This window comes from Candidatus Phycosocius bacilliformis (assembly GCF_003112735.1).
GTDB classification, from domain to species: domain Bacteria; phylum Pseudomonadota; class Alphaproteobacteria; order Caulobacterales; family Aquidulcibacteraceae; genus Aquidulcibacter; species Aquidulcibacter bacilliformis.
Window position 1 is genome coordinate 44,104 of the sequence record NZ_BFBR01000001.1, and the last position, 13,166, is coordinate 57,269.

General features: G+C 57.2%; 14 protein-coding genes. 13 read left to right on the forward strand and 1 reads right to left on the reverse strand.

The window, feature by feature from the left end; all coding sequences use genetic code 11:
* Positions 1–45: 45 nt before the first annotated feature.
* From PbB2_RS00205 to PbB2_RS00260, 12 genes are read left to right on the forward strand one after another with little or no spacing between them, the layout of a single operon-like run.
* Positions 46–1,989: a methyl-accepting chemotaxis protein gene (locus PbB2_RS00205; protein ID WP_108983280.1), complete on the forward strand. Its 1,944-nt coding sequence runs from the start codon at positions 46–48 to the stop codon at positions 1,987–1,989.
* 20 nt (positions 1,990–2,009) lie between these two features.
* Entirely contained in the window at positions 2,010–2,288 is a 279-nt protein-coding gene (locus PbB2_RS00210) for an STAS domain-containing protein (RefSeq protein ID WP_108983281.1), read from the forward strand.
* Positions 2,285–2,650: a response regulator gene (locus PbB2_RS00215; RefSeq protein WP_108983282.1), complete on the forward strand. Its 366-nt coding sequence runs from the start codon at positions 2,285–2,287 to the stop codon at positions 2,648–2,650. The genes PbB2_RS00210 and PbB2_RS00215 overlap by 4 nt, the downstream gene beginning before the upstream one ends.
* Before the next feature lie 5 nt (positions 2,651–2,655).
* On the forward strand, positions 2,656–4,920 hold the full coding sequence (locus PbB2_RS00220; protein WP_108983283.1) for a chemotaxis protein CheA: 2,265 nt from the start codon (positions 2,656–2,658) through the stop codon (positions 4,918–4,920).
* A 4-nt stretch (positions 4,921–4,924) separates the two neighbouring features.
* On the forward strand, positions 4,925–5,392 hold the full coding sequence (locus tag PbB2_RS00225; RefSeq protein WP_108983284.1) for a chemotaxis protein CheW: 468 nt from the start codon (positions 4,925–4,927) through the stop codon (positions 5,390–5,392).
* A gap of 47 nt (positions 5,393–5,439) precedes the next feature.
* A complete protein-coding gene (locus tag PbB2_RS00230; RefSeq protein WP_272949217.1) occupies positions 5,440–6,252 on the forward strand; it encodes a CheR family methyltransferase in 813 nt (270 codons plus the stop codon).
* Entirely contained in the window at positions 6,249–7,280 is a 1,032-nt protein-coding gene (locus PbB2_RS00235; protein WP_108983286.1) for a protein-glutamate methylesterase/protein-glutamine glutaminase, read from the forward strand. Before PbB2_RS00230 ends, PbB2_RS00235 begins: the two co-directional genes overlap by 4 nt.
* Before the next feature lie 10 nt (positions 7,281–7,290).
* Entirely contained in the window at positions 7,291–7,680 is a 390-nt protein-coding gene (locus tag PbB2_RS00240) for a response regulator (protein ID WP_108983287.1), read from the forward strand.
* Positions 7,677–8,219 carry a chemotaxis protein CheD gene (locus PbB2_RS00245; protein WP_108983288.1) on the forward strand — a complete coding sequence of 181 codons (543 nt, stop codon included), beginning with the start codon at positions 7,677–7,679 and terminating at the stop codon, positions 8,217–8,219. Before PbB2_RS00240 ends, PbB2_RS00245 begins: the two co-directional genes overlap by 4 nt.
* Entirely contained in the window at positions 8,219–8,548 is a 330-nt protein-coding gene (locus PbB2_RS00250) for a hypothetical protein (RefSeq protein ID WP_108983289.1), read from the forward strand. Before PbB2_RS00245 ends, PbB2_RS00250 begins: the two co-directional genes overlap by 1 nt.
* A 13-nt stretch (positions 8,549–8,561) precedes the next feature.
* Positions 8,562–9,161 carry a response regulator gene (locus PbB2_RS00255; RefSeq protein ID WP_133245661.1) on the forward strand — a complete coding sequence of 200 codons (600 nt, stop codon included), beginning with the start codon at positions 8,562–8,564 and terminating at the stop codon, positions 9,159–9,161.
* A complete protein-coding gene (locus tag PbB2_RS00260; protein ID WP_108983291.1) occupies positions 9,158–9,598 on the forward strand; it encodes a hypothetical protein in 441 nt (146 codons plus the stop codon). The genes PbB2_RS00255 and PbB2_RS00260 overlap by 4 nt, the downstream gene beginning before the upstream one ends.
* A gap of 135 nt (positions 9,599–9,733) precedes the next feature.
* Here the strand turns inward: PbB2_RS00260 and PbB2_RS00265 are convergent, their stop codons facing one another.
* Entirely contained in the window at positions 9,734–11,413 is a 1,680-nt protein-coding gene (locus PbB2_RS00265) for a methyl-accepting chemotaxis protein (RefSeq protein WP_133245662.1), read from the reverse strand.
* Between the two features lie 491 nt (positions 11,414–11,904).
* On the opposite strand from PbB2_RS00265, the gene PbB2_RS00270 reads away from it, so the two are divergent.
* Positions 11,905–13,155, forward strand: coding sequence for a TadE/TadG family type IV pilus assembly protein (locus tag PbB2_RS00270; protein ID WP_108983293.1), 1,251 nt, complete (start codon positions 11,905–11,907; stop codon positions 13,153–13,155).
* The last annotated feature ends 11 nt before the right edge of the window (positions 13,156–13,166 follow it).

Sequence of the window (13,166 nt, forward strand, 5' to 3'; positions counted from 1 at the left end):
CCAACCCTTTTTAGTCTGAATACGACCTAGCAGGAGCAACCGAACATGAAGACGATCAAGCAGAAGGTCTGGGCAGGCGGGGCCGCCGTGACGATCATGCTGATGATGTGTGCCGGTGCCGGCATCTGGTCAGCCAATGCGTTGATAGGTGCCAAGATGCAGGTGGATCAGGCCGCCAAAATGGCCAAGATGCACATGCAGGCTGACATGATGCACGATGCCATGCGCGGGGATGTGCTGAACTCGATGTTGGCCGTTGACCCCGAAAATGGCATCGACCCTAAAGTCGCAGAGGCCGATCTGGCTGAACATGCAAAATCCTTCACTGACTCGATTGCCCAGTCGAAGGAATTGGCTCCCAACCCTGACTTGGTGGGCTTGGTAACGGCGTTGGAGCCTGAATTGGTGACCTATGCTGAGCGGGCTCAAGCCATCCAAAAAATCACGGCTACAGGGGAAAAGCCCTCTGCGGCTGTCCTCAAGCAATTTGCAGATCAGTTCAGCGTGGTGGAAACCAAGATGGAAAGCTTGGGCGATTCCATTGCAGCCTATGGTACCGCCGCGGCCAAGACATCGGACACCACCAGCATGATTGCCAACACGATCATGGGCTTCATTCTGGTACTGGGCTTTATCTTTAGCGCGGGCCTGATCTGGTTTGCGATCAAGGGCATCATTGTGCCCATGGCCTCGCTGCAGGCAGCTTTGGCAGAAATGGCCAAGGGCAAGGCCAATGTAACTTTGAGCGAGATTGACCGCCAGGACGAGATTGGGGCCATCGCCCAATCGGTTGTGGATTTACAAGCCATGCTCGACGCCAAGGCCAAAGCCGAGGCCGAGGAAGAAGCCAACCGCCAGCAGGCCGCGGCTCAGATGCGTCAGCGGGAAGAAAACATCAACCGCGCCCGCGCCGAACTGCAGGCCCAGGTCGTTTCCAGCCTTGGTGATGCATTGGGCCGTCTGAGCGATGGTGACCTGACCTCCAAGATCGAAGGCGACTTCCCTGAGGAATTCAAGCAGATCCGTGATGACTATAATCACGCCGTGAGCACGTTGCAGGAAGCCCTCGCCTTTGTCGCATCCAATGCGGCTTCGATCCGCAGCGGGGCAACCGAAATCGCAAACGCCGCCGATGATTTGTCGCGTCGCACAGAACAGCAGGCAGCCAGCCTCGAGGAAACCGCCGCAGCACTCGACGAGGTGACGGCAACGGTCAATAAAACCGCGACAGGTGCCCGCCAAGCCTCCACGGTGGTGCGCGACGCGCGCGGGGAAGCCGAAGTTACAGGCGCTGTGGTCAGCGATGCGGTGGCAGCCATGACCGCGATTGAGGATTCAGCACAGAAGATCAGCCAGATTATTGGCGTGATTGATGAAATCGCCTTCCAGACCAATCTGTTGGCACTCAATGCCGGGGTGGAAGCTGCCCGCGCCGGGGATGCCGGCCGTGGCTTTGCAGTGGTGGCCTCTGAAGTGCGGGCCTTGGCTCAACGCTCAGCCGACGCTGCCAAGGAAATCAAGACACTGATCTCCTATAGTTCCGCCCAAGTTAGTTCCGGGGTGACCCTGGTCGGCAAGAGCGGGGAGTCGTTGCATCGCATTGTCAGCCGGGTCAGCGAAATCGACAGCTTGATCTCCGAAATTGCCGCTTCGGCTCAGGAACAAGCAACTGCCTTGGCCCAGGTCAATTCGGCGGTCAATCATATGGACCAAGTCACCCAACAAAACGCTGCAATGGTGGAAGAGACGACTGCGGCCTGCCACGCACTCAACCGCGAGGGCGATGCGCTGGAAGCCTCGCTGTCGAGTTTCAATCTTGGGCTTTCGATTCAACCGGCCCGTCATATTCCAACCGCACGTCCGGCATCCAGCACCCCAATTTCGGCCAGCACGCGCAAGACGATCGCAGCGATCAAGCCGCTCGGTCGTGGTGGGGCGGCCCCTAAGCCTACCGCCCAAGCCGACGAGGATGATTGGGAAGAATTCTGAGCCCTAAAGGACATCTGACCATGACGGTCTATCACCTGCCCGCCAATCTTGACACCCGCACCGCACCCCAGGTGCATGCGGCCTTAAATGGTCTGGAAGACCAACCCGTCAGCTTGGACGGCAGCCAAGTTGAAAGCCTTGGCGGTCAATGCTTGCAAATCCTGCTGGCTGCCCATGCTGCTTGGACCCACCGCAATTTAGCCTTTGCCATTCAAAGCCCGTCGGAGGCCTTGTGCGCCCAATGGGCCGCCTTCGGGGCACCGGCCGACCTGTTAAGCCCGCTTGGAGACACGCCATGAACAAGAAAATCCTGACCGTCGATGACAGCCGGACCATGCGTGACATGCTCAAGCTGGCACTCAGCGATGCGGGCTATGACGTCGTCCAGGCCGAGGACGGTGTGGATGGACTGGAAACCCTCGACCGCGAGGGAGCCGATGTGGTGATTACCGACATCAATATGCCCCGTATGGATGGCTTTGGATTTATCGAAGGGGTGCGGGCCAATCCGGCCTATCGCGGTCTGCCGGTTTTGGTTCTAACCACTGAAAGCTCGCCTGAAAAGAAAGCCCGCGCGAAGGAAGCCGGTGCCACCGGCTGGATCGTCAAGCCATTCGACCCAGTCAAACTGGTCGATGTCGTCCGCCGCGTATCAGGATAAACCCAATGTCCGCTGATGATCCCTTTGAAGCCATCAAGCAAACCTTCTTCCTTGAATGTGAGGAATTGCTGACAGACCTTGAAGCCAGTGTCACCGCACTGACTTTTGGCGATGGTGATGGGGAGACAATCAACGCGGCATTTCGGGCGATCCACTCGATCAAGGGTGGCGCGGGTGCCTTCGGCCTCGAAGACCTGGTGCGGTTTGCCCATGTGTTTGAAACTTTCATGGACGAATTGCGCTCAGGCCGCAAAGCCTGTGACGATACCGCCATTCGCGCCATGTTGCATGCCTCTGACGTGCTTGCCGATCATGTGAGTTTTGCCCGCGGCCTGATCCCGTCCATGGATGAGGAACGCTCTGCCACTGTTGCCAACGACTTGCGGGCGCTCATGAATGGGGCTGGTCCGGCCCCCCTGCCTGCCGCAGCGCCTGAACCCTCAGCCCCAGCTGGCACAACCGATGAGATCGAAGCCGCGTTTGGCTTCAAACCGGTGATGTTCAACCTCGATGCACTCCCCGAAGACGCGGCGATGGTGCCCGAGGGCTGGACGATCAGTTTCAAACCCCATGTCCGGCTTTATGAGACAGGCAATGAGCCTGCCTTGTTGTTGCGTGAACTCGCCCGCCTTGGCCCCTGCACTGTCACCTTACATGCCGAGGCGCTTGCCCCCTTTGCCGATCTTCATGAGACGGCAGCCGGCTTAAGCTGGACGATTGAGCTCGATGCGCCGGTTGAGAAGACCGCCATCCAAGAGATTTTCGAATTTGTCGAAGATGAATGTGATCTGGTGATCGCGCCAAAGGGCGGCGCGTTGGATACGCCCGATGTCGGGGACGTCGATATTGCGGCCTTATTGGCTGCGGCCACAGCACCAGCCAGTGACCCTGTGGTTCCAGCAGCAGCCGATGTCGATATTCAGGCTTTGCTGGCCGCGGCCCAAGCCCCATTGGTGCCACCAATCCAATCGGCTGGTGAGGCCCCAACAACAGCGCCCCAAACTCCAACAAAAGCGCCTGCTGCCACTGCCGCAGCTGCACCTGCCACAAGCGCGGGAACCCAGGCCTCCATCCGGGTGGATCTTGATCGCATTGACAAGCTGATCAATGTGGTGGGCGAATTGGTAATCCAACAGGCCATGTTGGCCCAGAGCGTGGCTGAATGCGGCCTGACGGCTTCCTCCACCGTCAAAGTCGGGCTGGAAGACCTTGAACAACTCTCGCGCGAGATCCAAGACAGCGTCATGGCCATTCGCGCGCAACCGGTAAAGTCGGTGTTCCAGCGCATGCCGCGCCTGGTTCGCGAAGTTGCCGAAATGACCGGCAAGCAGGTACGTCTGGTCACCGAGGGCGAGGCGACCGAAGTCGACAAGACCGTGGTTGACCGCCTCGCCGAACCCATCACACACATGATCCGCAATGCGATCGACCACGGCCTGGAAGACAGCGAAGGCCGCGCCGCCGCGGGCAAGCCGAAGGAAGGCACAATCCGGTTGGCTGCCTTGCATCGATCTGGCCGTATTGTCATTGAAGTCAGCGATGACGGTCGGGGGATAAATCGTGAGCGGGTGCGCAAGATCGCGATTGACCGTGGATTGATCGCCGCAGACGCCAATCTGACCAATGAAGAAACCGACAATCTGATCTTCCTGCCGGGCTTTTCAACAGCCGATACCGTGTCGGATATTTCAGGTCGCGGGGTTGGTATGGATGTGGTGCGCCGGTCGATCCAGCAATTGGGTGGACGGATTTCTATTGCGTCGACGCCGGGCAAGGGCTCTGTTTTCACCATGAGCTTGCCGCTGACCTTGGCGGTGCTGGATGGCATGGTGGTGCGCGCGGGGGGCCAGACTCTGCTGTCGCCCCTTCCCTCGATCATCGAAAGCTTCACCCCGCGCGAGGGGGACCTCCACCGCATTGGCGCGCGCGACTGGGTGATCCGCTTCCGCGATCGCTTCCTGCCCCTGATCGACACCGCCAAAGTCCTGGGCTTTTCACCACCTGACCGCGGCGAGATCAATGGCAAGGACGGTATTGCTATCGTGGTTGAAAACGAAGGTGGCTCGCAAGTGGCCCTGTGGGTTGATGACATCCAAGGCCAACGGCAGGTGGTGATCAAGAGCCTTGAGACCAATTACCGCAAAGTCGAGGGCATTTCGGCGGCCACGATCTTGGGAGATGGCCGGGTCGCCCTCATTCTCGACATAGATGCACTGGTGGTGCTTGGCCGCCAGCAAGCCAATCACGCCGACTTCAAGATAGCGAGCTAGTGCCATGACAGATCAGCACACCAATCCCGAGATTGCTCAGCAGGAATTGATGGCCTTCATGGCGGGCGGGCAGGAATTCTGCATCGATATCATGGCCATTCGCGAAATCCGTGGCTGGACCGCGGCAACCCCACTGCCCAAGACACCGGGCTATATGATGGGCGTGATCAATCTGCGCGGCACCATCTTGCCGATCCTCGATCTGTCAGCCCGGCTCGGGCTGGGCGCGTGTGAACCCAGTGGCCGCAATGTCATTATGGTGGTGCAGATCGGATCGCGCGCCGTTGGCCTGCTGGTTGATGCGGTCAGTGAAATCATCATGGTCAAGGCCGGCGATATTCAGCCTGCGCCGTCGGTGGCGATGGATGAAATGAAGGCTTTGATCATCGGCATCATTCCGGTTGGCGACCGCCTTCTGAGCCTGCTCGACGTCAATTTAGTCTTACCCGAACTTGAAGCTGAAGTCGCATGAGGGCTGCCCAGCACACCAGGGAGAGTCTCGTCAGCGGTGACTATGTCATGACCGCTGACGACTTTGCCCAGATCGCCGGAACCTTGAAAGAGATGTCGGGCATTGTGCTGAGCGACGGCAAAGTCGCGCTGGCCTATTCACGGCTGGCTAAACGTCTGCGCCTATTGGGTCTTGCAAGTTTCCGCGATTACTGCGCCCTCATCGACAGCCCTGAGGGTAGCGATGAATTGCAAGCCATGCTGGCGGCCTTGACCACCAATGTCACCCGCTTTTTCCGCGAGCCACACCATTTCGATACCCTCCATGAGATTACCACCCGCGAATTAGCGCCCAAGGCGCGTGCCGGTGATCGTGTGCGGCTGTGGTCTGCTGCCTGCTCAAATGGGCAGGAACCCTATTCCATGGCGATAAGCCTGCTGTCTGCATTGCCTGATGCCGCCTCTCATGATGTGCGACTGCTGGCGACGGACATCGACCCCCACATGGTGGAAGAAGCCCGCGCGGGAATTTATCGGAACGAGCTTCTCAATCCCGTCCCGGCCCAAGCGCGTCAGCAATTTTTCCAGCGCTTTGATGACGATCATCTGACGGCGCGCACAAGTCTGCGCGAGCTCATTCGCTTCAATGTGCTCAATCTGATCGGTGCATGGCCGATGAAGCACAAATTCGACGTTATCTTTTGCCGCAATGTGGTGATCTATTTCGATGAGGCGACCCAGGAGCGGATCTGGGCGCGCTTTGCCCATATGCTGCAGCCGGGCGGCTATCTGATGATTGGTCACTCTGAACGGGTGAGTGGACCTGCCGAACGCCATTTCGACACCATCGGCCTGACCACGTATCAACGGAGGGCGGCATGAGCATTCGTGTTCTCGTGGTTGATGATTCAGCGACCATGCGGCAACTGATCTCGGCTGTCCTCAATGCCGACCCCGAGATTGAGGTGGTGGGGGCCGCAGAAGAGCCGCATGAAGCCCGCGCGATGATCAAGGCACTGACACCTGATGTCATCACCCTTGATGTCGAAATGCCCAATATGAACGGGCTGGAATTTCTTGAGAAAATCATGCGCCTGCGGCCTATGCCGGTGGTGATGGTCTCGACCCTGACCCAAGCGGGTACCGATGTCGCACTGGCGGCTTTAGAGCTTGGTGCGGTGGATGTGGTTGGTAAACCATCAGGGGCGATCAATCCCGCCCACGGCTTCCCCGATCTGGTCAGTAAGGTAAAGGCAGCTGCCCAAGCCAAAGTCAGAACGGTAATGCAGCGCGAAGCCGCACCAAGCCAAACCTCCTTCCGCGCCAGCCAGGGCCATATCATCGCCATCGGCTCGTCGACGGGTGGGGTCGAAGCCCTATTGTCCATCGTCCCCTTGCTGCCGGTGACGTGCCCGCCCGTGGTGATCACCCAGCACATGCCGGCAGGCTTTACCGAGAAGTTCGCCGCGCGTCTGAACAAGGCTTCCGCCATTGAGGTGAAGGAGGCAGAGGATGGCGATACGCTTCAGCCGGGCCACGCCTATCTGGCACCAGGGAGCCACTTCCACCTCGAAGTCGCCAATTCAGTGGTGCCGCGCTGCCGACTGGTGGAGGGAGATTTGATCAATGGGCATCGGCCCTCGGTTGACGCCCTGTTCCTGTCAATCGCCAAGCTCAATCGCCCCAGCACCGGGGTCATCCTGACCGGCATGGGACGTGACGGAGCCGAAGGCCTGTTGGCCATGCGTCGTGCCGGATCTGCCACTCTAGGCCAGGATGAGGCCAGTTCCGTTGTTTATGGCATGCCGAAAGCTGCCCATGAGATCGGCGCGGTGGCGCTTCAGCTTCCGCTGCGCCGCATCGCCGAAGCCATTCTTGAAACCTGTTCCATTGTCAGAAGTCCTGTCTAGGGAGCCCGTCATGCCAGCCGCCAGTGCCTTGAACGTCCTGATTGTCGATGACCAGCAATCCATGCGGATTTTGGTTAAAACCTGCCTGAATCAAATTGGGGTGAAGGATATCCGCGAGGCCGCCGATGGTGAGGCCGGTCTGCGTGAATTGATCACCAAGCCTGCCCATTTGGTGATCTCGGACTTCAATATGCCCAAGATTGACGGCTTGGCATTCTTGCGGGCGATCCGGGCTCATCCACCTGTGGCCAACACAGCCTTCATTATGCTGACAGGTCGGGCGGACGCAGATCTGGTGCAGCGGGCTGTCCAATTTGGCGTCAACAATTTTCTGGTGAAGCCTTTCACCACCGCTCAGCTCAAAGCCAAGCTTGAAAGTGTGTTTGGAAAGCTGACATGAACCCAAACTCGGAAACTGCCAGATTTGCCAAGCGCATCCATGTCAACCAGGGCGAGCATGAAGCCAGTGGTGACCCAGGGGTGTGTCTGACGGCAATTCTCGGGAGTTGCGTGGCCATCTGCCTGCATGATCGGGCAGCCAAAGTGGGGGGAATGAACCATTTCCTGCTGCCAGAAAGCCCCGATGCCATCCACGACGCGCATGGCCGCTATGGCGCTTATCTTGCCGAACTTCTGATCAATGATCTGATGCGTTTGGGCGCGGTGAAATCACGCCTGGAGGCCAAGGTGTTTGGCGGAGGCAAGATGTTCCAAGGCCTGCGCGATGTGGGGGCCACGAATGCCGCCTTTGCCCAGCGCTTTCTTGAGGCTGAAGGCATTCCCATCCTCGGCGGCAGCACCGAGGGCACCAATGCCCGCCGGGTTGAGTTCTGGCCTGCAACCGGGAGAGCCTTTCAGAAGTTTGTCAGCCAGATTGATCCAATGCCGGCACCGCCACCGGTCCGGGAGACGTCGGTTGGGGATGTGGAGCTGTTCTGATGGCTGAGATACCCGATGCATTGCTGGCAAGGTTGGCGTCCGAGCTCGACAATGTTCGCCAAGGCACCGCTGGGCTTGAAGGTTTGGTAAGCGCCGGAGCCACGACAACCGGCACCTCCGGGGTCATGGCGGCACAGACCCTCGACCAGATTCTTCAAACCCTCGACAGTCTATCGCGCTTGTTGACTCAATTGTCGCACGGTGGTGCGGTTCAAGATGCACTGACCAGTCTGCCTCTCGCGCATTTGGCTGAGCGCCTTGGTCAACAAGGCTTCGGATCACCCGGTCTGAACGTCCTGCCCCGCCCGTCCGATCCAGAGTTATTTTAAGAGGAGCGATGGTGTGACCGGTAATTCCTCAAGCCCTCCCAAGACTGGCCTCAACGCCCTGTTGATAACCGACGGGGCCCATACAATGGACATGCTGGCTGCCGTCACTTCCGGCTTCGGCCTGGCCGCACGCTTTAAGGCCCGGACCCTGCAGGAGGCATTCGAACTGCACAAGACCAAGTCGATTGACTTAATCATTCTGGACTGTTCGACCGCCGAATTCGATGGGGTTGAGATCACCAGACGTTTCCGAATGGAGTTTGAAGGCGACAAATGCGAGACACCGATCCTTGCGATTGCTGGCCATGCCAGTGAGGTTCAAATTGGGCTTTATCGCGATGCGGGTGCCAGTTTCGTGGTCGCAAAGCCGGTCGCGCCGGGGATCTTATTGAAGCGCATCTTGTGGCTATCCAAAGATACACGCGCCTTGGTTGATACCCCCACCTATCGTGGGCCAGATCGCCGGGTCCGCGCGACGGGCCTACCGGCCGGGGTTGAGACTGGGCGTCGATCCACTGACCTCGACGACAAAGTAAGTGATATAGCCGGCCAGCAACTTGATCAAAGCAAGATTGACGGCATGTTCAAGCCAATACGGGTTGCGATTTCATGACAACGAAACCGAACAATAACTCCCTCAAGCGCAAGTTGAGCAAGCTGGGTAAGTTGCCAGTCGATGAGATGGCCGGACGCAGCGAGCTGACCATGTTGGGAATGCGCGACCAGTTTGAAGACGTCATGCACGACCAAATAGACGCGTTGGCAATCTTGCTGAAAGCCCGTGACCCTGACCGTATTCAGGAGATTTACGAGGTCTCCTCACAGATCATTTCAAGCTCGAGCTTCATCCAGGCGGACATGGTCTGCCAGGCCGCTCAATCCATGTGTCAAGTTCATGAGATCATGTGCAGCGGCAAATGGGACTGGGATGCCGCCTTGGTACATGGCAAGACACTGCAGTTGTTGGCAAGCCTCGGCCGGCACGAGGTAGACACAGGTCAGAAGCTGCTCGACGGGCTCGCCGCATTGGTGCAGGCCAAGCGGGCATAAGAAAGCAAGGCCGCTTGTCGCATTAATTGGGCCGGTGCTCGGTCCACATGAATCGAGCACAGACCCTCAACGCCAGACGATTTGTTTGTTGAGTAAACCAGGGCCTGATGGGTTGCATCAGGCCCGTTTAGTCCCTTAAGCCGCGCGCAGCATGGACAAGAAGTTGGCGACATCATCCTGCAGCTTTGTCGCATGACGTTGCAATTCAGCCGCAGCTTGATACGTGTCACCAGCGGCAGAGCGCGTGGTGTCAGTGCCACCCGAGAGTGCCGTGATTGAGTGCGACACGATGTCGGAGCCCACCGCCACTTGGCTGGTGGTATTGCGGATCTCATCAATCGCCTCGGTTTGAGCCTCAACAGATTGGGAAATCAACGTGGACATGACGGCCACATTGCCAATCGTCTTGGCGACAACTTCAATGGCCGCAGCCGCCCCAGAGGTCGCATTCTGGATACCTGAGATCTGTGCGGCAATCTCGTCGGTTGCTCGCGAGGTTTGCTCGGCCAAAGACTTGACCTCTGACGCAACCACCGCAAAGCCTTTACCCGCAGCCCCAGCCCGCGCTGCCTCAATGGTGGCATTGAGTGCGAGAAGATTGGTTTGATTGGCGATGTCATTGATCAATTGAATGACCTCGCCAATGCGCTGAGCGGCATCGCGCAATTGCGATACCGACTCGGTAGTCGAGATCGCCTGGCTTTGCGCCTCCTGTGCCACATTCTGCGCTTCCATGACCTGCTCCGAGATCAATTGCGCATTTGTTGACAATTCTTCAGCCGCCTGCGCGGCGCGCTGAATGTTTTGGGCGCTGTCATAGGTGGTCTTGGTGACCGAGCTTGTGTGCTCGGCATTTGCATTGGCTGTTGTGGTCAGAGTTGACGCTGATTGCTGCAATTGGCTGGCAGCTGCGACCACCAATTGGATCATTTCGGCCACCGATGCTTCGAAGGTCTCCGCGACCTGGTGCAAGGATTGCTGGCGTTCGTGCTCGGCACGCTTTGCATCAGCCTGCCGCTTTTCTTCAGACTCCCGCGCACGGCCTGCCACCTTGCGATAATCATTAATCGCATCGAGGATGCGGCCGACTGAATCTTGGGTCCGTGAGATCAGGGTCCCGCTGAGGTCGCCTTGTCCAATCCGATCCATCGCTTCAGCGGCTTCAGTCAGGGGCCGTTCAATTGTTCGCAACACAAAGAGACTCAAGACCACCAGAGCGCCGATTGAGCCCAGCGCCACCAATCCCAAGAGCATCAGCTGAAAGCTGAGTTCTGCTTTGGCAGCAGAATCAAGGGCCGTCACATTCTTTTCAATCTCGTCGCTGACCTGACCATTGGATTCTTCAAGTTTCTCAAAGGCTGCCGTAAAGGCTCCCATTTTTTGCTGGGCAGCGTCGGGATCCTGTGTTGCCAGTGCACTCACCGTGCCGGCCATCGAGATATAGGCTTCGAGGTCAGGCTTGGCGTTTTTGACCAAGCTGTGCACGCTTTCTGGGACGTTCAACTTCTCGATATCAGCCATCGCCTGACGAAAAGTATCGCCGTGCTCAGTCACATTGGTCTTGATGTCTGCGGCCGTACCTTCGGCAAGCCCGCGACCGATCAAGGACGCCTGCAACACGTCGGAGTTTAACGCGTCATGCATCATGTCTGCTTCAGCAAAGATGCGTCCGGCGACACCGATCTGTTGGACTTGGTCCTGCGCCGCCTTGAACTTTTCAAGCGAAAAGAAAGATGCCGCTGAAACCGCCGCAATACACAAGCCGGCTCCGGCGATCATGATGGAGAATTTAGTCCTCAGGGTCAGATGATCCACGTTTCCACCCTCATTGTTGAACTCACCTATTCACAAAAATGTGTTAATGCTTATTGAAAATCGGATATAATCCGCACACAAACTACATAAATGCATTTATAATACCATTTATTCGTCTGTAGTTGCATAAGTTTTGATCAAAATGGCGATTAAGCGATTACCTGATTAGACTATGTTTTTTGCTTCATGAGGCGATGCGACATCGGCTAATACGGTTAATGACTTTTCGAGGAGACAAAAGGCGACCTCGTAAACGTCTGCAGCCTTCTGTTTCACGGCTTATCATAATGAAAAATTGGAACAAACGACGTGAATCTGAATTTCTCGAACGACGAGTCCCACGTTGAAAAGCAGTTCCGCTACACTAGAAATACTTGGCAGTAATTACTTTGTTTTATTTGAATTATCAAATTGTTTACTATTTCTGATTTCGAAAAATTCATAATTTGGCGGTATTTCGGGCACAGTAATTGTGTGTCGAGTAACTTGTAATGCGTATCGTTAATTTGATCTGGCAGACGCTATCAGACCGTGCACGCCGTCTTCAAGACGAAACTGGCTCCATGGCTCTGACGTTCGCCCTGACAGCGAGCGCTCTGGTTTTTGTTGTGCTGGGTGCGACCCAGATTGCCATGACCACCAGCGGCAAGACTCGTTATCAGGGGGCTGCGGACACCGCTGTCTTGGCCGCCATTACCCCATCAACTGCCAATGCCGATATGGAATCAGTGGCGCGCGCCACCTTTATGGCCAATCTCACGCCTGCCGAACGCGCTGCGGTCACACAATTGCAGATCACCACGGAGACAGGCCGTGTGCGCATGGCGCGATTGACCTACAAAGCCAGTCAGCCAGCTATTTTTCCAGCGGTGTCGGGGGGAACCAACGCCGTGATTTCCGGTGCCGCCCAAGCACGCAAAGCCGATTATCGTTATGTTGACGTTGATCTCTGGCTCGATGGCTCTGGTTCTATGGGCGTGGCAGCTGATGAAGCAGGCAGGGACGCTTTGCGGGCGTTGTCTCGCCGTGATCCCGCCCACCGCAATTGCGCCTTTGCCTGTCACATGCCGACGGCTTTGATTGACAATAATCTCTATGCCACTTCCGAGCAGCGCGCCCATGCGAATGGGATTAAGCTGCGCCACGACATCATGAAGGAAAGCGTCAACATTCTGATTGACGAGTTGAATGAAGCCTATCCTTTGGGATTGCGCGCGCGCTTTGGCGTGGCTCGAATGGCACGCGGCTGGGAGCGCCAGATGAATTTCACAGCTGATGTTCAAGCCGCCAAGAATTTTGTCTCAACCTTCCGTCTTGCCGGGACCAATAATTCTCAGGCGGCCTCTCGATTGTCTCCCGCGATCACAGCAGGTGGTAACGCTCTGAGCACCGGTGCGGGTGATGGGTCGCAAAACAATCCCGAGAAGTTCATCATCATCGTGACCGACGGCATGCAGTTTGACTGGAACTCCATCTCGCCAGGGCCTATTGCAGCCACAGCTTGCCAAGCTGTCCGTGCCAAGGGTTATCGGGTTGCGGTGGTGCAATTGCGTTATGTCCGACTGGATGGCGACAGCGCGTTCAACACTTGGGTGCGCCCGGTCTATGACCAGATCACCCCGGCCCTGCAGAATTGTGCGTCAGCCGGCTATTATTTCCACGCCAATAATCCAGACGAAGTGCGCACCGCCTTCCGTCAATTGGCCGCGACCCTCGAAGAATCCCTGCGCCTGACCGAATAGGCCACACGGCC

Excerpts from the sequence above, each read along its gene's own strand:
- PbB2_RS00220 (WP_108983283.1), top strand. The coding sequence starts at position 2,656 with ATGTCCGCTGATGATCCCTTTGAAGCCATCAAGCAAACCTTCTTCCTT.
- PbB2_RS00270 (WP_108983293.1), top strand. The coding sequence starts at position 11,905 with ATGCGTATCGTTAATTTGATCTGGCAGACGCTATCAGACCGTGCACGC.
- PbB2_RS00210 (WP_108983281.1), top strand. The coding sequence starts at position 2,010 with ATGACGGTCTATCACCTGCCCGCCAATCTTGACACCCGCACCGCACCC.
- PbB2_RS00245 (WP_108983288.1), top strand. The coding sequence starts at position 7,677 with ATGAACCCAAACTCGGAAACTGCCAGATTTGCCAAGCGCATCCATGTC.
- PbB2_RS00225 (WP_108983284.1), top strand. The coding sequence starts at position 4,925 with ATGACAGATCAGCACACCAATCCCGAGATTGCTCAGCAGGAATTGATG.
- PbB2_RS00205 (WP_108983280.1), top strand. The coding sequence starts at position 46 with ATGAAGACGATCAAGCAGAAGGTCTGGGCAGGCGGGGCCGCCGTGACG.
- PbB2_RS00240 (WP_108983287.1), top strand. The coding sequence starts at position 7,291 with ATGCCAGCCGCCAGTGCCTTGAACGTCCTGATTGTCGATGACCAGCAA.
- PbB2_RS00260 (WP_108983291.1), top strand. The coding sequence starts at position 9,158 with ATGACAACGAAACCGAACAATAACTCCCTCAAGCGCAAGTTGAGCAAG.
- PbB2_RS00250 (WP_108983289.1), top strand. The coding sequence starts at position 8,219 with ATGGCTGAGATACCCGATGCATTGCTGGCAAGGTTGGCGTCCGAGCTC.
- PbB2_RS00215 (WP_108983282.1), top strand. The coding sequence starts at position 2,285 with ATGAACAAGAAAATCCTGACCGTCGATGACAGCCGGACCATGCGTGAC.
- PbB2_RS00230 (WP_272949217.1), top strand. The coding sequence starts at position 5,440 with ATGACCGCTGACGACTTTGCCCAGATCGCCGGAACCTTGAAAGAGATG.
- PbB2_RS00235 (WP_108983286.1), top strand. The coding sequence starts at position 6,249 with ATGAGCATTCGTGTTCTCGTGGTTGATGATTCAGCGACCATGCGGCAA.